The sequence below is a fragment of the Herbidospora sp. NBRC 101105 genome, from assembly GCF_030269205.1.
Lineage (GTDB): Bacteria > Actinomycetota > Actinomycetes > Streptosporangiales > Streptosporangiaceae > Herbidospora > Herbidospora solisilvae.
The window spans coordinates 515,755-533,619 of record NZ_BSSX01000003.1; the positions used below are offsets into that span (position 1 = coordinate 515,755).

Consider the following 17,865-nt stretch of genomic DNA (forward strand, 5'->3'; position numbering starts at 1 on the left):
GCTACTTCCTGGTCGAGTACGAGTGGGCGCCCGCCCCGGCGAGATGCCCGCCCTCGACGATCAGGTACTCCTCACGGATCGGCCGGCCCTCGAAGAAGCACTCCAGGATCTCCCGCGTGCCCGCCGCGTAGCGGGTCTGGGCCGACAGGGAGGAGCCCGACATGTGCGGCGTCATCCCGTGGTGCGGCATGGTGCGCCACGGGTGGTCGGGCGGCGCCGGCTGCGGGTACCACACGTCGCCCGCGTAGCCGGCGAGCTGACCGCTCTGCAGGGCGCGCACGATCGCGTCGCGGTCGGTGATGCGGGCGCGGGCGGTGTCGATCAGGTAGGCCCCCCGCTTCATGGTCGACAGCAGTTCCTCGCCGAACAGCCCCTCCGTCTCCGGGTGGAGCGGCGCGTTGATCGTGACGACGTCGCACACCGGGACCATGTCGGCGGTGCTCTCGTGCCAGGTCAGGTTGAGGTTCTCCTCGACCTCACGGGGCAGCCGGTAGCGGTCGGTGTAGTGGAGGTGGACGTCGAACGGCGCCAGCCGCTTCAGCACGGCCAGCCCGATGCGGCCCGCCGCGACCGTGCCGACGTGCATGCCCTCGAGGTCGTACGACCGCTTGACGACGTCGGCGATGTTCCAGCCGCCGTCCTTGACGACCTCCCACGCGGGCAGGTAGTCGCGGACCAGCGAAAGGATCATCATCACGACGTGCTCGGCGACGCTGATGCTGTTGGAGTAGGTGACCTCGGCGACCGTGACGCCCTTCTCCACGGCCGCGTCGAGGTCGGTGTGGTCGGAGCCGATGCCGGCCGTGATGACGAGCTTGAGGTTGCGCGCCTTCTCGAACCGCTCCGGCGTCATGTACGCCGGCCAGAACGGCTGCGAGATCACGACGTCGGCGTCGGGCAGCTCGCGGTCGAACGTCGAGTCGACGCCGTCCTTGTCGGAGGTGACGACCAGCGTGTGGCCGTTGTCCTCCAGGTACTTGCGGAGACCGAGCTCGCCCGAGACGCTGCCGAGCAGCACGCCGGGGGCGAAGTCGATCGCCGAGGGGGTCGGCAGGGTCTGCCCGCCGGGATAGCCGCTCAGTTCCGGCAACCCGTCGCGCGCGTATTCCTTCGGGTAGCCGTCGACGGGATCGTCGTAGAGCACGCAGAGGACCTTGGCCATGGGAATCGCCTCTCGTCCGCGGGAAGGTGGTCTGAAGCCAGCCTTCAAGAGGCTTAATGCCAGGTCAAAGCGTATGTTCCTATCGTTGATAGGCGGCGCCTATCGGCGCAGGTGATCGCGGAGCGTGGCGTCGAGGGTGACGCGGAGGTCCAGGCCGCGGGCGACGTCGAGCAGCGCCCGCACCACGACCGGCTGCGGTGAGCGCTCGGCGGTGACCAGCCCGATCTGGGGCGACCTCGGGGGCGTCTCCATAGGGATGATCCGCATGCCGTCGGGGACGCCGATCATGTGCAGCCACGCGTGGGCGATCACGCTCGACCAGCGGTGGGTGGCGACGTGCGCGAACAGGGCCGACACGCTGTCGGTCTCGATCGCCGGGACCACCGCCGCCCCGGCGTCGTGGAAGAGGTCGTCGAGGATGCGGCGGTTGCGCATCTCCTGGCCGAGCAGGCAGAGCGGGAGCGCCGCCACCTCGGTCCAGCGGGCCCTCGGGCGGTCGGCCAGTTCGCCGTCGTCGGGGGTGAGCAGCAGGTAGCGCTCCTCGTAGAGCGGGATGGCCCGTTCGCCGTCCTCGCCGTCGAGGTAGGTGAGGGCGGCGTCGATCTCGAAGTCGGTCAGCCGCCGGTGGATCTCCCGCGACGACAGGCTGCTCAGGGAGATGCGGGCGTGCGGGTGGCGTGCGCAGAAGGGGGTGGTGAGCAGTGACGCGGCGGCGAGAGCGGTGGGGATGGCGCCGAGCCGGAGCGTGCCGGAGACGCCGGCCCGCATCTGGTCGAGGTCGTCGCGCAGGCCGTCGAGGTCGGCGAGGATGCGGTGGGCCCACAGGAGCACCCGCTCGCCCTCCTCGGTCAGGCCGGTGAACCGGCGGCCCCTGCTGACCAGGGTGACGTCGAGGTCGGTTTCGAGGCGGCGGATGCCCGCCGAGAGCGAGGGCTGGGAGACGTGGCAGGCCTCGGCGGCACGCGCGAAGTGGCGTTCGCGGGCCAGCGCGACGAGATATTGCAGCTCGCGGAGCAGCATGCCCCCAACCTAAGCCGCCAGGCCGACGCGCGATCGTCGGCTCGGTCGCCGGGGAGACGATGGCCCCGCCCCGGGTGGGTGGGCCGGGGCGGGGCCATCGTCTGTCAGAACCCCTGGGACAGGCGGTAGTAGGCCTGGTTCCAGCGCAGTTCCTTGGTGAACTGGCGGGTGGTGGTGTTCGCGTCGATCAGGAGGAGCTCCACGCCGAGCATGTCGGCGAAGTCGTGCAGTTCCTCCGTGCCCACCGCCGCCGACAACACCGTGTGGTGCGGCGCCCCGGCGGTCAGCCACGACTCCGAGGAGGTGCGCAGGTCGGGGCGGGGCTTCCAGACGGCGCGGGCGACCGGGAGGTTGGGGAGGGCCTCCAGCGGCTCGACCACGTCGATCTCGTTGGCGATCAGGCGGAAGCGCTCGCCCATGTCGGCCAGGCCGATGACGACCGCGGGGCCGGGGGCCGCGTCGAAGACCAGGCGGACCGGGTCCTCCCGGCCGCCGATGCCGAGCGGGTGGATCTCGCACGACGGCTTCCCGGCGGCGATGCTCGGGCAGACCTCCAGCATGTGGGCGCCGAGGATCAGCTCCTCGTTCGGCGTCAGGTGGTAGGTGTAGTCCTCCATGAACGAGGTGCCGCCCCCGGGCACCATCGCCTTCAGCGTCCTGAGCAGGACCGAGGTCTTCCAGTCGCCCTCGCCGCCGAAGCCGTAGCCGTCGGCCATCAGGCGCTGCACCGCCAGGCCGGGGAGCTGGCGCAGGCCGCCGAGGTCCTCGAAGTTGGTGGTGAACGCCTTGAAGCCGCCCTCGGTCAGGAAGGTCCGCAGGCCCAGCTCGATGCGGGCGGCGTACCGCAGCGAGTCGTGCCGGGCGCCCTCGCTGCGCAGTTCGGCGGCGACGTCGTAGAGCTCCTCGTACTCCTTCACCAGGGCGGTCACGTCGGCGTCGGACTGGGCGTCGACCACCGCGACCAGGTCGTTCACGCCGTAGGTGTTCACCGAGACGCCGAAGCGGAGCTGGGCCTCGACCTTGTCGCCCTCGGTCACCGCCACGTCGCGCATGTTGTCGCCGAAGCGGGCCAGCTTCAGCGAGCCGACCTCGGCCCGCCCGGCCGCCGCGCGCGCCCACGCCGAGATCCGCTCGGCCACCGCCGGGTCGGAGACGTGACCGGTCACGGTCTTGCGGGCCACCCCCAGGCGCGACTGCACGTAGCCGAACTCACGGTCGCCGTGGGCGGCCTGGTTCAGGTTCATGAAGTCCATGTCGATGGTCGCCCACGGCAACTCGCGGTTGGCCTGCGTGTGCAGGTGCAGCAGCGGCTTGCGCAGGGCGTCCAGGCCGGCGATCCACATCTTCGCGGGGGAGAAGGTGTGCATCCAGGCGATGACGCCGCCGCACTCGTCGTCGGCGTTGGCGGCGAGCATCACGTTGCGGATGGACGTCGCGTCGAGGAGGACCGGCTTCCACTCCAGTTCGAACGGCAGGGCGTGGCCCAACTCCGTCGCGATGGCCCGCGACTGGTCGGCGACCTGGGCAAGCGTCTCGTCTCCGTAGAGGGACTGGCTGCCGGTCAGGAACCACAGTTTCACTTGGAACTCCTCTGTCCGTAGACGTTCTGGTAGCGGTCGTACAGAGCGTCGATGTGTTTCGGCTCGATGGGGATGACGGAGCCGAGCTGGCGGGCGACGTGCACGGTCCGGGCGACGTCCTCGCACATCACGGCCGCCTTGACGGCGGCCTTGGGGGTGGCGCCGATGGTGAAGACCCCGTGGTTCTGCATCAGGACCGCCGGGGAGCGGTGGCCCTTCAGGGTGTCGACGAGGCCGCGGCCGATGTCGTCGCCGCCGATCAGCGCGAACGGGCCGACGGGGATCTCGCCGCCGAACTCGTCGGCCATCGCCGTCAGCACGCAGGGGATCGCCTCGCCGCGGGCGGCCCAGGCGGAGGCGTAGGTGGAGTGGGTGTGGACCACGCCGCCGACCTCGGGCATGTGGCGGTAGACGTAGGCGTGCGCGGCGGTGTCGCTGGAGGGCGCGTAGTCGCCCTCGACCAGGTTGCCGTCGAGGTCGCAGACCACCATCGACTCGGGGGTCAGGTCGTCGTAGGAGACGCCGCTGGGCTTGATGACGAACAGGTCCTCGCCGGGGATCCGGCCGGAGACGTTGCCCGCCGTCCAGGCGACCAGGCCGTACCTGACCAGTTCCGCGTGCAGGGCGCAGACGGTCTTCCTCACTTGGACGCCTCGTTCCGGATCGCGCGCAGCCGGTGGAGCACGGCCCCGTCGGCGAAGTGGTCGTGCAGGACGCGGTATTCGGCGTAGAGCCGGTCGTAGGCCGCGGCCCGCTCGGGGTCGGGGGTGTACGCGTCCGCGATCCGCTTGCCCATCGCCGCCGCCGCAGAGGGGATGTCGGGGTAGGCCCCGGCCGCCACGGCGGCGTGGATGGCCGAGCCCAGTGCCGGGCCCTGGTCGGAGTCGATCATCGACAGCGGCTTGCGCAGCACGTCGGCGTAGGTCTGCATCAGGAAGGCGTTCTTCAGCAGCCCGCCCGCGACCACGAGCTCGTCGACCGGCACGCCGGACGCCTCGAAGGTCTCCACGATGACGCGGCAGCCGAACGCGGTCGACTCCAGCAGCGCCCGGTAGACCTCCTCCGGCTTGGTGGACAACGTCTGACCCACGACCACTCCCGAAAGATCGTGGTCGACGAGGACCGACCGGTTGCCGCCGAACCAGTCGAGCGCGACCAGTCCGTGCGCGCCGACGGCCTGCCCGGCCGCCAGCGACGTCAGATGCTCGTGGACCGAGACGCCCGCCTCGGCGGCGTCGGCCACGTAGGAGGCGGGCACGTAGTTGTCGACGAACCAGGCGAAGATGTCGCCGACGGCCGACTGCCCGGCCTCGTAGCCCCACAGGCCTGGAACGATCCCGTCGCGCACCACGCCGCACATGCCGGGGACCTCGGCCAGGTTCTCCCCGTTCATGACCAGGCACGTCGAGGTGCCCATGATCGCGACCATCTGGCCGGGCCGCACGGCGTCGGCCGCGGCGGCCGTCACGTGGGCGTCGACGTTGCCGACCGCGACCGCGATGCCCTCGGGCAGCCCGGTCCACTCGGCGCCCTTGGCCGACAACGAGCCCGCCCGTCCGCCCAGCGGCGCCAGCTCGGAACCGAGCTTGGCGGTGAAGCCGGCGAACCCGGGGTTGAGCGCGGCCAGGAACTCCTCGGAGGGGTAGGCGCCGTCCTGGTGGATGGCCTTGTATCCGGCGGTGCAGACGTTGCGGGTCTCGACGCCGCTGAGCTCCCAGATGATCCAGTCGGCGGCCTCGATCCAGCGGTCGGCCAGGGCGTAGAGCTCCGGGTCCTCCTCAAGGAGCTGCAGGCCCTTGGCGAAGGCCCATTCCGAGGAGATCTTGCCGCCGTACCGGGGCAACCACGGCTCGCCGCGTTCGGCGGCCAGGGTGTTGATCCGGTCGGCGTGGGACTGGGCCGCGTGGTGCTTCCACAACTTGGGCCAGGCGTGCGGCCGGTCGGGGTAGCGGTCGCTGAGGGGCGTCCCGTCGGCCAGGGCGGGCAGGATCGTGCAGGCGGTGAAGTCGGTGGCGATGCCGATCACCTCCGACGGCGCCACCCCGGCCGTCTCCACCGCCTTGGGCACGGCGATGCGCAGCACGTCGCGCCAGTCGTCGGGCGATTGGAGCGCCCAGTCGGGGGTAGGGCCGGAGATCACCCCCTGGGCGTATTCATGGACGGCGGAGCCGAGCTCGGCCCCGTCCCGGACGCGGACCACCACGGCCCGGCCGGAAAGGGTGCCGTAGTCGACTCCCACCACGTACCTGTCATCGTTCACGCGAGACTCCTGTCGTCACAATGAGGCGCTGGAGAAGGATGAAGACCAGGAGCAGGAGACCGATAACGATCTTGGTCCACCACGAGCTGAGGGTGCCCTCGAAGCTGATGACCGTCTGGATCAGCCCGAGCACGAGCACACCGAGAACCGTCCCGAGCAGGTAGCCCGAGCCGCCGGTCAGCAGCGTGCCGCCGATGACGACCGCCGCGATGGCGTCGAGCTCCATGCCGACGGCGTGCAGGCCGTAGCCGGAGAGCATGTAGAACGAGAGCAGCAGGCCGCCGAGTGCGGAGCACAGGCCGCTGATGGTGTAGACGGCGATCTTGGTCCGGGCCACCGGAAGGCCCATGAGCAGCGCCGACTGCTCGTTGCCGCCGACCGCGTAGACGTTCCTCCCCAGGCGCGTGTAGTGCAGCGTGTACGTCGCCACGAGCACCACCGCCAGCGCGATCAGCACCGTGGGGGAGATCCAGAGCTCGGGGGCGAGGTCGATGCGCGTCTGCGCGATGGCCGTGAAGGTCGGGTCGGTGATCGGGATCGAGTCGGTGCCGATCGTGTAGCACAGGCCCCGGGCCAGGAACATCCCGGCGAGGGTCACGATGAACGGCTGGATCTCGAAGTAGTGGATGATCGCGCCCATCGCCGCGCCGAGCACCCCGCCGATCGCCAGGACCAGCAGGATCACCAGGAAGGACGGTGTCGACGGCAGCAGGGAGGCCGCGATCATCGTGGTCAGCGCCACCACCGAGCCGACCGACAGGTCGATGCCGCCGGTGAGGATGACGAAGGTCATGCCGACGGCCACGACCAGCAGGAACGCGTTGTCGATGAAGACGTTCAGGATGATCTGGCCGGTCGCGAAGCCCTCGTAGCGGATGCCGCCTGCGGTGAACATCGCGATGAACAGCGCCCCGGTGACCAGGACGGGCAGGTAGTTGCGCGGCAGCCGGCCGGGCAACTGGCGCGGGAGTGCCAGGGTTTTCACGTGCGGACCGTCACTTTCTCCCCGGCGGGCACCGTCGGCGGGGCCGGTTTTCTACGGGATCGGAAGACCTTGGCCCGGAACGCCGGCGACTGGAGCAGGCAGACGATCGTCACGACGAGCGCCTTGAACAGCAGCGTCGTCTCCGGCGGCACGCCGAGGGAGTAGATCGTCGTGGTCAGGGTCTGGATGATGAGGGCGCCCAGCACCGTGCCGCCGAGGGAGAACCGGCCCCCGGCCAGCGAGGTGCCGCCGATGACGACGGCCAGGATGGCGTCGAGCTCGATCCACAGGCCGGCGTTGTTGCCGTCGGCGCTGGACACGTTGGAGCTGATCATCAGGCCGGCGATGCCGGCGCAGAGGGCGCAGAAGGCGTACACGACGATCAGCAGGCCGTGGGACCGGATGCCCGACAGGCGGCTCGCCTCGGCGTTGCCGCCGACCGACTCGATCAGCAGGCCGAGCGCCAGCCGCCGGGTGACGAAGGCGATCAGCGCCAGCACGACGGCCACGATGATGATGCCGAACGGCAGCGTCAGCCAGTAGCCGCCGCCGATGAGCTTGTAGGGGTCGCTGTTGATCGTGATGATCTGGCCGTCGGTGATGAGCTGGGCCAGGCCGCGTCCGGCGACCATCAGGATCAGCGTCGCGATGATCGGCTGGATGCCGACGATCGCGACCAGGAAGCCGTTGCCGACGCCCAGCGCCACGGCCAGCCCGAGGGCGATGCCGATCGCGCCGAGGACGCCGCCGATCGAGTCCTGCGACGGGAGGGTGCTGATCTGCAGGCAGGCCATCGCGCCGGCGATGGCCACCACCGAGCCGACCGACAGGTCGATGCCCTTGGTCGCGATGACCAGCGTCATGCCCAGGGCCACCAGGATGAGCGGGGCGCCGAACCGGAAGATGTCGATCAGGCTGCCGTAGAGGTGGCCGTCCTTGATCTCGATCTGGAAGAAGTGGTCGGTGAAGATCAGGTTGACCAGGAGGAGGGCGACCAGGATGCCCGCCGGCCAGGCGAGGCGCTTCATTTCGCTCCCCCGCTCGCGATCGTCTCCATGAGCACGTCCGTCGTCAGGGTGTCGTCGTTGGGCAACTCGGCGACCAGCCGCCGGTCGCGGAGCACGGCGACCTTGTGGCTGAGCCGCAGCACCTCGTCGAGCTCGGCGGAGATGAACAACACGGCCATCCCGCCGTCGGAGAGCTCGACGACCAGCTTCTGGATCTCGGCCTTGGCGCCGACGTCGATGCCGCGGGTGGGTTCGTCGAGGATGAGCAGGCGCGGTTCGAGGATGAGCCAGCGGGCCAGCAGCACCTTCTGCTGGTTGCCGCCGGACAGGTTCCTGATGAGCATCTCCGGGTTGTCCGGGCGGATGTTCAGCGCCTTGATGTACTTGGCGACCAGTTCGTCCTGCTTCTTGCGGGGCACCGGGCGGCTCCAGCCGCGGCGGGCCTGCAGGGCCAGGATGAGGTTCTCCCGGACGGTCAGCTCCGGGATCAGGCCCTCTTCGCGCCGGTTCTCCGAGCAGAACGCCACGCCCCGGGCCATCGCGGCGCGCGGGGTGCGCAGGGTGACCTGGTCGCCGCCGATGCGCAGGGTGCCGGTGCCGGCGTGGTCGGCGCCGAACAGCAGCCGGGCGATCTCGGTGCGGCCCGAGCCGAGCAGGCCGGCCAGGCCGACGACCTCGCCCTCGCGGATGGTCAGCGAGAAGGGCGCCACCCGGCCGCCGAGCTCGGTGGCCTCCACGAGCGTGTCGGAGGTGCGGGCCGGCGGGCGTTCGTCGAGGCGCTCCAGCTCGGCCAGCTCGCGGCCGATCATCTTGCCGACCAGTTCGACCTGGGGGAGTTCGGCGGTGACGTACTCGCCGACGAGACGGCCGTTGCGCAGGATGGTCATGCGGTCGGCGATCTCGTAGATCTGGTCGAGGAAGTGCGACACGAACAGGATCGCGATGCCCTGTTCCTTCAGGCGGCGCATCACCCGGAAGAGCTGCGCGACCTCGCCGGCGTCGAGGGAGGACGTCGGCTCGTCGAGGATGAGCACCCGGGCGTCCACGTCGATGGCCCGCGCGATGGCGACCATCTGCTGGATCGCCAGCGAGTAGCGGCTCAGCGGCTTGGTGACGTCGATCGCGAGGTCGAGCCGGGTGAGCAGTTCGGCGGCCCGGCGGCGCATCTCGCGCCAGCGGATGCGGCCGAACCGGCGGGGCTCGCGTCCGATGAAGACGTTCTCGGCGACCGACAGGTTCGGGCAGAGGTTGACCTCTTGGTAGACCGTGCTGATGCCGGCCTTCTGGGCCTCCAGCGGGCCGGTGAAGGCCACCCGGTCACCGGCCAGCTCGATCTCTCCGCTGTCGATCGAGTAGACGCCGGTCAGCACCTTGATCAGGGTCGACTTCCCGGCCCCGTTCTCGCCCATGAGGGCGTGCACCTCACCGGGCAGCAGCCGGAAGTCCACGCCGTCCAGGGCCCGGACGCCCGGGAACTCCTTGCCGATCCCGGTCATCCGCAGGATCGCTTCAGCCATGCGCCATCCTCAATTTCTGGCCTTCGATTGGAAAAGGGGCCGTCCCGATCTCAGGGCGGGACGGCCCCCGGCTCCTAGTACTGGCGGGTCGGCAGGGCCTGCTTGGCCTGCTCCTGGGTGAAGGTGGTCTCCTCGGTGACGACCCGGTCGGGCACCGTCTCACCGGCGAGGACCTTCTTGGCCAGGTCCATCAGCTGCGGGCCGAGCAGCGGGGAGCACTCGACGATGTAGTTGATCTTTCCGTCGGCGAGCGCCTGCATGCCGTCCTTGACGGCGTCCACCGTGATGATCTTGATGTCCTTGCCGGGCACCTTGCCCGCGCCCTCGATCGCCTCGATGGCGCCCAGGCCCATGTCGTCGTTGTGCGCGTAGAGCACGTCGATGTCCGGGTGGGCCTTCAGGAAGGCGTCCATGACCTCCTTGCCCTTGGCGCGGGTGAAGTCGCCACTCTGGGAGGCGATCACCTTGAACTTGGGGTCGGCGCCGATGACCTCGGCGAAGCCCGACTTGCGGTCGTTGGCGGGGGCGGAGCCGGTGGTGCCCTGGAGTTCGACGATGTTCACGTCGCCGGTCTCGGAGGCGTACTGCTCGACCAGCCACTGGCCGGCCTTCTTGCCCTCTTCGACGAAGTCGGACCCGAGGAAGGTCTTGTACAGCGTCTTGTCGGCCGAGTCGACCGCGCGGTCGGTCAGGATGACCGGGATGTTCGCGGCCTTGGCCTCCTGGAGGACGGTGTCCCAGCCGGACTCGACCACCGGAGAGAAGGCGATGACGTCGACCTTCTGCTGGATGTACGACCGGATCGCCTTGATCTGGTTCTCCTGCTTCTGCTGCGCGTCGGAGAACTTGAGGTCGATCCCGGCCGCCTTGGCCGACTCCTGCACCGACTTGGTGTTGGCGGTGCGCCAGCCACTCTCGGCGCCCACCTGGGCGAAGCCCATGGTGATCGTCGAATCGCCGCCACCGCTGGCAGCGGGGGCGCCGCCGTCGGCCGTCGTCTCGCCGCCACCGCCGCACGCGGTCGCGAGCACGCCGACCGCCACCAGAGCCATGATCTTCTTGAACAAGGCCAAGTCCCTTCCGTATTTGTTAGCGCTCACACAATTTGCCCGGCCGGGAATCAGAGTGAAGCTTGGTCTGCCGTGTCGACTGTGAGCGTTAACATAGACGAGCGTCAAGAGTCCGCCTCGTCACGGTACGGTCACATGCGCTGAACCGACTTGTGAGTCATGGCGCCGTAGGCGAGAGACACCACGACGACCAGCACGGGAAAGGCGATTCCGGCCAGCAGGCCGGTGCTCAGCCCCCCGCCGGTCGCGTCCGCCACGGCGCCCGTGGTCCACGGTCCGACCGCCGCGCCGAGGTCGCCGAAGACGGCCAGCACGCCGAACATCGCCGCGCCCCCGAGCGGGAACCGCGCCGACGCGAGGCTGAAGGTGCCCGGCCACAGCAGGCTCACCGCGAACCCGCAGAGCGCGCAGCCTGCGAAGGCCAGCACGGGGTTGGACGACAGGCTCGCGAGCAGGTAGCAGAGCGTTGCCAGCGCGCCCGAGAAGACCATCGCCGGCACCAGGGGGATCTTCTCCCCGAACAACCCGTAGACGATGCGCCCGACGCCCATCAGCACCGCGAAGAGGCACGGCCCGGCCAGGTCGCCCCAGACCTTGGAGGCCCCGAGCCCTTCCTCGGCGAACAACGACGACCACTGCGACATCGTCAGCTCCGACGCGCCCGCCGCCAGCATCAGCACCATGGCGGCGATGAACGCGGGCGTCCGGAACAGCGACTTGAGCGAGGTGCGGTGCGCGTCGGGCACGGTCTCGGGCATCGGCACCCGCAGGAACGCCACCAGATTCGCCAGCGGCACCAGCGCCCAGATCAGCGGCAGCACGTACCAGGCCTCGCGGCCGATCCCGGCCAGCAGCAGGGTCGACCCGGCGACCACCGCCACCTGTCCCCAGCAGTAGAACGAGTGCAGCAGGCTCATCGCCGCCGCCTTGCCCTCCTGGGGCGCGGGCAGCGCGTCCACGACCGGGCTGACCAGCACCTCCAGCAACCCGCCGCCGATGGCGTAGACGACCACCGCGACGCACAACCCGATGTACGGCGTCGGCGCCACGAACGGCGCCACCGCGAGCAGCACCAGCCCGGCCGCCGACATCACGTGGGCCAGCACGAGCGGCCCCCGGTAGCCGAGCCGGTCGACGTAGCGCACCGCGATGATGTCGGTCAGCAACTGGGCGCCGAAGTTGAGCAGCACCAGACGTCCGAGCATTTCCAGCGGCAGCCCGTAGGCGGTCTGGAACACGATGAACAGCAGAGGGGCCAGGTTGTTCACGATGGCCTGGGTGACGTAGCCGGTGTAGCAGGCCCAGCGCGTAGCCGTGTAGGACACCCGAAACCCTCCGAAGGCGACAGAAATCACCCGATGTTAGTGGAAGGTTCCGGGTACGCAGAAGGGCCGCGCACCCCCGAAGGGATACGCGGCCCCCTGACTTTCAGCCGTCAGCTCTCATGGAACCGGAGTCGGAGACTCAGGTGGCCATGCGGAGCGGAGGCGTCTGGTTGACCCACGCGGTGCAGTTCGCCGGGTAGGCCGCCGGGCCGCCCGGAGCGCCGGGAGCGAAGAAGCCTCCGACGATCGGGACGGGCAGGCCCACGGTGCAGATCGTCCGGTGGATGTCACCGGTGGTGGTCTGAACCGTGATGTGCAGGTACGGAATCAGAGCGTCGATGATGACCTCTGACGACACCGACTGCACGTTGGCCGGGTAGCCGGGCAGCCCGGACAGGTTGTGCCACATCGGCGTCGTCCGCGGGTCGCGGATCCACGTGTCGCCGTTGGGCCGGACCGACACCTGGAGGGTGTCCAGGAGCAGCGGCGACAGCGAAATCGCGGTCCCCGCCCCAGGTCCCGCCGGACCCTGCGGACCGGCCGGACCTGCCGGGCCCTGCGGACCGGCGGGGCCGGTCGCGCCGGTCGCACCAGTCGCGCCGGTCGCGCCGGTCGCGCCGGGAGCACCCTGCGGGCCAGCCGGACCGGCCGGACCAACCAGACCCTGGGGGCCCGCCGGACCGGAAGGACCGGTCGCACCCTCGGGACCAGCCGGACCCACGGGCCCTGCCGGGCCCTGCGGGCCTGCCGGGCCGGCCGGGCCGACCTCACCGGGAGTACCGGGCGTACCCGCCGGGCCACCGGGGCCCGCGGGTCCGACCGGACCCTGGGGGCCCGCCGGGCCGGCCGGGCCGGTCGCACCGGGCGCGCCCGGCGTGCCGGGCGTACCCTGCGGTCCAGCGGGGCCCGCCGGACCGGTGGCACCCTCCGGACCCGCCGGACCCACAGGTCCAGCCGGGCCGACCGGGCCCACCGGGCCGAGACCACCCGCGGGGCCCGCCGGGCCCGCCGGGCCCTGGGCGCCGGGCGCACCAGCCGGGCCCACCGGGCCGGCCGGGCCGATCAGACCGGTCTCACCGATCGGACCCTGGGGACCGACCGAACCCTGGGGTCCAGCCGGGCCCGCGGGGCCGGCCGGACCCTGGGCACCGTTCGTCCCCGCAGGACCCTGAGGTCCAGCCGGGCCCGCGGGGCCCTGAGGACCCTGCGGTCCAGCCGGGCCGGCGGGGCCACCCGCCGGGCCCGCCGGACCCTGCGGACCGATCGGACCCGAAGGTCCGAACGGGCCACGCGGTCCCACCGGGCCGGTGGGGCCCATCGGGCCACGCGGACCCATCGGGCCACGCGGGCCGCGGATGACGATGGGCTTCTTCCAACGCGGGTCGTCGTGCCACCCCGCCACACTCTGTGCCCGCATCGGGGCCGTGGAGTTGACGGGCACGTTAGGGTTTTGGGCCCCCTGCTGAGTGCCGGGAACCTGGGCGCCCTGGTCGCCCTGCGGACCCTGCGGCGTGGCGACCTGCGGCTGCGGCTGCGGCTGCTGCTGCTGGTTGTCGTCCCAGCCGTTCGGCTCGTTGTTGTCCCAGCCGCCCTGGTCGTTGTTGTCGTCCCAGCCGCGGTCGTTGTTGTCGTCCCAGCCGCGGTCGTGGTGGCCGTGGTGGCCGTGGTGACCGTGCTCGTGGTGGCCGTGCTCGTGGTGGCCGTGGTGGTGGCCGTGGTGCTCTTCCTCATCGTGGTGGTGGTGGCGGTGCTTCTTCTTGTGGTGCTTGTGGTGCTCTTCGAAGCGGTGGTGGTCCCGGCGGTGGTGGTGCCGCTCGTGCACGTGGTGGTGGTGGTTGCAGCGGTCGTGGAAGCCGTGGCCCCAGTCGCCGTCGCCGCCCCAGCCGCCGGTCGCGCCCCAGCCGCCCTCGTCGTCGCTCCAGCCGCCGTCGTCCCAGCCGTGGTGGCCGTGGTGGCCGTGGTGGTGGCCGTGGTCACAGTGGTGGTGCGAGCGGTGGACGAAGTGCTGGCGGTGGTGACGGTGGAAGAAGCGGTGGTGCCTGTGGTGGTGGTGGCGGAAGCGCTTGATCACCTTGATCTTGACGCGCTTCAGCGGCCGCTTCTCCTTGTACTTCCAGTCGACCCAGCCGATGTTGTCGCTGAGCATGCTCGCGCCGGTGCCGACGGAGCTGGTGGCGCTGACGCCGGTGGCGCCGGTGAGAACCAGGCCGCTCGCCGCCACGGCGACGGCGAGCGCCTTGGCGCCGCGGACGGCGCGGCGACCGAGCTCGCGCCCTTTATCCTGAAAAGTCATGTCAGTCCATGCTCTTTGGTACGTGCATCCGAATTACGGGACCTGAATTGATTCCGTAATGTTGAGTAGGGTGCCCGGCGTACCAAAAAGCGAAAAGCTGGACATAGCTAACTAACGTAAACGACTTTCTATTGCGCAGGAAAAGCGCCGACGTTCTGACATGAGAGGACGTTCGTCATCGTCTCGCGGACTTCGCTGGCCGGATCGCTCAAATCCTCGGCCGTGACCCCCCTGAGCACCGACCGCAGACGCGTCAGATCGGCGGTGAGCACGGGGTTCGCGCGATCGGAGACGTCGCTGAGACGGCCGGTCACCAGGCCGTCGATGGTGTTGAGCGTGTCGACGAGATTCGGACTTTTCGGATCAATCTCCTGAATCTGGGCGACGATTTCGACGGCGGCTTCGCAGGGTGTCCGGCTATCTGTCCAAAACAGGACGTATAACCCCAGGCCCGACATGACTAATATGACGGAAATTGCGACGGCGACGCGGGGCATGGGCACTCCGAATGACGAGGGAACACGCCACAGGATGCCGTGAATAGGGGAAAGGTTGTCTTCCCGTGACGAATACGTTGGAGTTCCTGGAATTGCCCATGTCGACATTTCCGGATTTATCGTGACGTAACGGCTTGACCTGGAGCGCGGTCCAGCACCCACACTCGGTCGCGACGACGGGAGGAACACATGAGATACCGCACGATCGGCACCACGCCCGCGACCCGGCGCGAGGTGAGCGTGTTGTCGCTGGGGGCGATGCTGTTCGGCTCGGTGACCGACGAGGCGACCAGTTTCGCGATCCTCGACCGGTTCGTGGAGGCGGGCGGCACCTTCATCGACACCTCGGGCAACTACGCCTTCTGGACCGACGGGAGCCAGGGCGGCCACAGCGAGGAACTGATCGGCCGCTGGCGCAGGTCGCGGGGGGTGGGCGACGAGATCGTGATCGCCACCAAGGTCGGCGCCCGGCCGCTGGCCCCCGGCACGAGCTACACCGACAACGCCGAGGGGCTGTCGGCGAAGGTGATCCGCGAGTCGGCCGAACGCAGCATGGAGCGGATGGGCCTCGACCGGATCGACGTCCTCTACTCGCACATCGAGGACCACCGCACCCCGGTCGAGGAGACCGTCGAGGGCTTCGCCGCCCTGGTCGCCGAAGGGCTGGTCGGCATGCTCGGCGTCAGCAACCACGCCGCCTGGCGGGTCGAGCGGGCCCGCGCCCTGGCGAGGCAGCGGGGGCTGCCCGGTTACGAGATCCTCCAGTACGCCCACAGCTACGTCCGCCCCCGGGTGGACATCCCCGACGCGCTGTTCCGCGACGGCAACCTCGGGGCGGCGGGGCCCGACCTGGTGACGTACCTGAGGGAGGAGCGGGAGCTCGTGCTGGTGGCCTACTCGCCGCTGATGTCGGGCCGCTACACGCGGACCGACAAGGAGTTCCCGCCCGACTTCCGGCACCCGGGCACGGAGGCCCGGCTCGCGAAGGTCCGCGAGATCGCCACCGAGACCGGGGCGACCGCGAACCAGGTCGTGCTGGCGTGGCAGATGGGCCACGAGGTGCCGATCATCCCCCTGGCGGGAGCCTCGTCGGTGGCCCAGTTGGAGGAGAACCTGGCGGCCGTCGACCTGGAGCTGACGGCAGAGCAGCGGGCGGCGCTCGACGCGACCCACTAGCTAGCCTGGGGGAATGCGGAAGATCATGATCACCTCGGCGGTGTCGCTCGACGGCTACATGGAAGGGCCGGGCCGGGACATCTCCTGGCACCGGGTGGACGCCGAGCTGCACCGCCACCTCAACGAACTGCTCGCTCCGCTGAGCGCCTTCATCGACGGGCGGGTCACCCACCAGCTGATGGCCGACTACTGGCCGACCGCCGCCGACGACCCGGCGGCCTCCCGGGAGGCCGCCGACTTCGCCGAGATCTGGCTCTCCAAGAAGAAGTACGTCCTCTCCCGCACCCTGGAGGAGGACCGCTGGAACACCGAGGTGGTGCGGGAGTTCGACCCCGACTGGGTCAGGGAGCTGAAGGCCACCTCGGGGGCCGGCATGGCGGTCGGCGGGGCGAACCTGATGGCGCAGTTCATGCGCCACGACCTGATCGACGAATACCGGCTCTACCTCAACCCGGTCGTCGTCGGGGGCGGCACCCCGCTGTTCCCGCCCGGCCTCACGATGGACCTGCGGCTGATCGAGACCCGGCCGTTCGGCCAGGGGGTGGTCGAGCTGACCTACCGGCCGGGCCCGAAGAGGTCGTAGAGGGCGACGAGCAGCGCGGCCACCACGAAGCCGGCCGAGGTGAGCATGGCGATCTGGAAGCTCTCCGCCCAGTCGCCGCGCGAGCTCGCCAGGTGGGCGAAGTAGACCGCGCCGACGCCCGCGATCCCGGCCGCCGACCCGATCCGCTGCCAGGTCTGCAGCACGCCTCCCGCGCTGCCCGCCCGCCTGACCGGCACGTGGCTGAGCGTGAGGGTCTGGTTGGGCGAGATGACGAGCCCGCTGCCGACGCCCGACAGCAGCAGCGGCCCGGCCGCCGCCCATCCGGCGTGCCGTCCGGGGACCTCGTGCACGGCCAGCATCGTGGCCACGAACCCGACGGCCACGATGAACAGCCCCCACGCGACCATGGCCCGGCCGTAGCGGTGCACCAGCCGCCCGCTGACCCCCGAGGCGATGCCCGAGCCGATCGCGAACGGGACCGAGGCGATGCCGGCCATCAGCGCCGAATAGCCCAGGCCGTTCTGCAGGAACAGGGTGAAGACGAAGAAGATCGCGGTGAACCCGGCGAAGTAGAGCACGCCGATCAGCCCGCCGAGCGTGAAGGCCCGCGACCGGAACAGGTCCATGTGCACCAGCGGCTCGATCCGCCGGGCCGCCCGCAGCTCCCACCACCCGAACCCGGCCAGCACGGCCATCCCGGCCGGGACCAGCAGCCACTTCGCCCCGCCCGGCCACTGCTGGTTCTGCAGGAACGGCAGCAGGACCAGCAGCAGCCCGGCGGCCAGCAGCAGCACGCCGACCGGGTCGAAGCCGGGCTTCAGCGTGCGGCGCAGGTTCTCGGCGGGCAGCATGCGCAGTGCGAAGGGCAACGACAGCAGGCCGATCGGCAGGTTGACGTAGAAGACCCAGCGCCAGCCGTTCTCCTCGCCGAAGATCTGGATCAGCACACCGCCCAGCAGCGGGCCGACGGCGGTGGACAGGCCGATCACCGCGCCGAGGTAGCCGAAGGCCCGGCCGCGCTCCGACCCCTGGAACATCTCCTGGATGTAGCCGCTGACCTGCGGCATCATCAGGGCTCCCGCGGCCCCCTGCACCAGCCGGGCGATGATCAGCCACCATTCGTTCTGGGCCGCGCCGCAGGCCGCGCTCGCGGCGGTGAACAACACGATGCCCCACATGAACACCGCCCGGCGGCTGCGCGCGTCGCCCAGTCGCCCGCCGGGGATGAGGGCGAGGCCGAAGGTGAGGGCGTATCCGGAGACCACCCACTGGAGGCCGCTGTCGCTGGCGCCGATCCCCGCCTGGATGTCGGGGAGCGCGACGTTGACGATCGAGACGTCCAGCAGCGTCATGAACGCCGGGACGAGACAGACGGCCAGTGCGCGCCAGCGACGGGGATTCATACCCCGTCCAGTGCCCCTGCCAGGGG

Annotated in this window: 15 protein-coding genes; 2 read left to right on the top strand and 13 right to left on the bottom strand. The window is 70.2% G+C overall.

What is annotated here, in order from left to right:
• Position 1 precedes the first annotated feature (1 nt).
• The 12 genes from QSK34_RS16290 to QSK34_RS16345 form a co-directional block, all read right to left on the bottom strand.
• Complete coding sequence (locus tag QSK34_RS16290) at positions 2 to 1,162, bottom strand: NAD-dependent formate dehydrogenase (RefSeq protein WP_285584971.1); 1,161 nt, start codon at positions 1,160 to 1,162, stop codon at positions 2 to 4.
• A gap of 99 nt (positions 1,163 to 1,261) precedes the next feature.
• Positions 1,262 to 2,182 carry a LysR family transcriptional regulator gene (locus tag QSK34_RS16295; protein WP_285584973.1) on the bottom strand — a complete coding sequence of 307 codons (921 nt, stop codon included), beginning with the start codon at positions 2,180 to 2,182 and terminating at the stop codon, positions 1,262 to 1,264.
• Positions 2,183 to 2,286: 104 nt separating this feature from the next.
• On the bottom strand, positions 2,287 to 3,762 hold the full coding sequence (gene araA / locus QSK34_RS16300; protein WP_285584975.1) for an L-arabinose isomerase: 1,476 nt from the start codon (positions 3,760 to 3,762) through the stop codon (positions 2,287 to 2,289).
• Positions 3,759 to 4,406, bottom strand: a complete 648-nt coding sequence (locus QSK34_RS16305; RefSeq protein ID WP_161481014.1) for an L-ribulose-5-phosphate 4-epimerase — start codon at positions 4,404 to 4,406, stop codon at positions 3,759 to 3,761. Before QSK34_RS16305 ends, araA begins: the two co-directional genes overlap by 4 nt.
• A complete protein-coding gene (gene araB, locus QSK34_RS16310) occupies positions 4,403 to 6,004 on the bottom strand; it encodes a ribulokinase (protein ID WP_285585303.1) in 1,602 nt (533 codons plus the stop codon). Before araB ends, QSK34_RS16305 begins: the two co-directional genes overlap by 4 nt.
• Positions 6,005 to 6,011: 7 nt before the next feature.
• Positions 6,012 to 7,007, bottom strand: a complete 996-nt coding sequence (gene yjfF / locus QSK34_RS16315) for a galactofuranose ABC transporter, permease protein YjfF (protein WP_285584977.1) — start codon at positions 7,005 to 7,007, stop codon at positions 6,012 to 6,014.
• Entirely contained in the window at positions 7,004 to 8,035 is a 1,032-nt protein-coding gene (locus tag QSK34_RS16320) for an ABC transporter permease (protein ID WP_051760580.1), read from the bottom strand. Before QSK34_RS16320 ends, yjfF begins: the two co-directional genes overlap by 4 nt.
• Positions 8,032 to 9,531, bottom strand: a complete 1,500-nt coding sequence (locus QSK34_RS16325; protein WP_285584980.1) for a sugar ABC transporter ATP-binding protein — start codon at positions 9,529 to 9,531, stop codon at positions 8,032 to 8,034. Before QSK34_RS16325 ends, QSK34_RS16320 begins: the two co-directional genes overlap by 4 nt.
• A gap of 74 nt (positions 9,532 to 9,605) precedes the next feature.
• Complete coding sequence (locus QSK34_RS16330) at positions 9,606 to 10,598, bottom strand: ABC transporter substrate-binding protein (RefSeq protein WP_202610200.1); 993 nt, start codon at positions 10,596 to 10,598, stop codon at positions 9,606 to 9,608.
• Between the two features lie 134 nt (positions 10,599 to 10,732).
• Positions 10,733 to 11,926, bottom strand: a complete 1,194-nt coding sequence (locus QSK34_RS16335; RefSeq protein ID WP_285584984.1) for an MFS transporter — start codon at positions 11,924 to 11,926, stop codon at positions 10,733 to 10,735.
• A gap of 139 nt (positions 11,927 to 12,065) precedes the next feature.
• The gene (locus tag QSK34_RS16340) at positions 12,066 to 14,219 is read right to left on the bottom strand and encodes a collagen-like domain-containing protein (RefSeq protein ID WP_285584986.1); all 2,154 of its coding nucleotides are present in this window, start codon (positions 14,217 to 14,219) and stop codon (positions 12,066 to 12,068) included.
• A 128-nt stretch (positions 14,220 to 14,347) separates the two neighbouring features.
• Positions 14,348 to 14,716 carry a hypothetical protein gene (locus tag QSK34_RS16345; protein WP_285584988.1) on the bottom strand — a complete coding sequence of 123 codons (369 nt, stop codon included), beginning with the start codon at positions 14,714 to 14,716 and terminating at the stop codon, positions 14,348 to 14,350.
• A gap of 189 nt (positions 14,717 to 14,905) precedes the next feature.
• Between QSK34_RS16345 and QSK34_RS16350 the strand changes: the two genes are divergently transcribed.
• Complete coding sequence (locus tag QSK34_RS16350) at positions 14,906 to 15,892, top strand: aldo/keto reductase (RefSeq protein WP_285584990.1); 987 nt, start codon at positions 14,906 to 14,908, stop codon at positions 15,890 to 15,892.
• A 13-nt stretch (positions 15,893 to 15,905) separates the two neighbouring features.
• The gene (locus tag QSK34_RS16355) at positions 15,906 to 16,475 is read left to right on the top strand and encodes a dihydrofolate reductase family protein (protein ID WP_285584992.1); all 570 of its coding nucleotides are present in this window, start codon (positions 15,906 to 15,908) and stop codon (positions 16,473 to 16,475) included.
• Here the strand turns inward: QSK34_RS16355 and QSK34_RS16360 are convergent.
• Positions 16,448 to 17,839 (bottom strand): MFS transporter, encoded by a 1,392-nt coding sequence (locus QSK34_RS16360; RefSeq protein WP_285584993.1) that lies wholly within the window; start codon positions 17,837 to 17,839, stop codon positions 16,448 to 16,450. The genes QSK34_RS16355 and QSK34_RS16360 overlap by 28 nt on opposite strands.
• Between the last annotated feature and the right edge of the window lie 26 nt (positions 17,840 to 17,865).

Coding starts and splice junctions, on each gene's coding strand:
- QSK34_RS16360 (WP_285584993.1), bottom strand. CDS start 17,839: ATGAATCCCCGTCGCTGGCGCGCACTGGCCGTCTGTCTCGTCCCGGCG.
- QSK34_RS16340 (WP_285584986.1), bottom strand. CDS start 14,219: ATGACTTTTCAGGATAAAGGGCGCGAGCTCGGTCGCCGCGCCGTCCGC.
- QSK34_RS16345 (WP_285584988.1), bottom strand. CDS start 14,716: ATGCCCCGCGTCGCCGTCGCAATTTCCGTCATATTAGTCATGTCGGGC.
- QSK34_RS16295 (WP_285584973.1), bottom strand. CDS start 2,182: ATGCTGCTCCGCGAGCTGCAATATCTCGTCGCGCTGGCCCGCGAACGC.
- QSK34_RS16320 (WP_051760580.1), bottom strand. CDS start 8,035: ATGAAGCGCCTCGCCTGGCCGGCGGGCATCCTGGTCGCCCTCCTCCTG.
- QSK34_RS16350 (WP_285584990.1), top strand. CDS start 14,906: ATGAGATACCGCACGATCGGCACCACGCCCGCGACCCGGCGCGAGGTG.
- QSK34_RS16325 (WP_285584980.1), bottom strand. CDS start 9,531: ATGGCTGAAGCGATCCTGCGGATGACCGGGATCGGCAAGGAGTTCCCG.
- QSK34_RS16355 (WP_285584992.1), top strand. CDS start 15,906: ATGCGGAAGATCATGATCACCTCGGCGGTGTCGCTCGACGGCTACATG.
- QSK34_RS16290 (WP_285584971.1), bottom strand. CDS start 1,162: ATGGCCAAGGTCCTCTGCGTGCTCTACGACGATCCCGTCGACGGCTAC.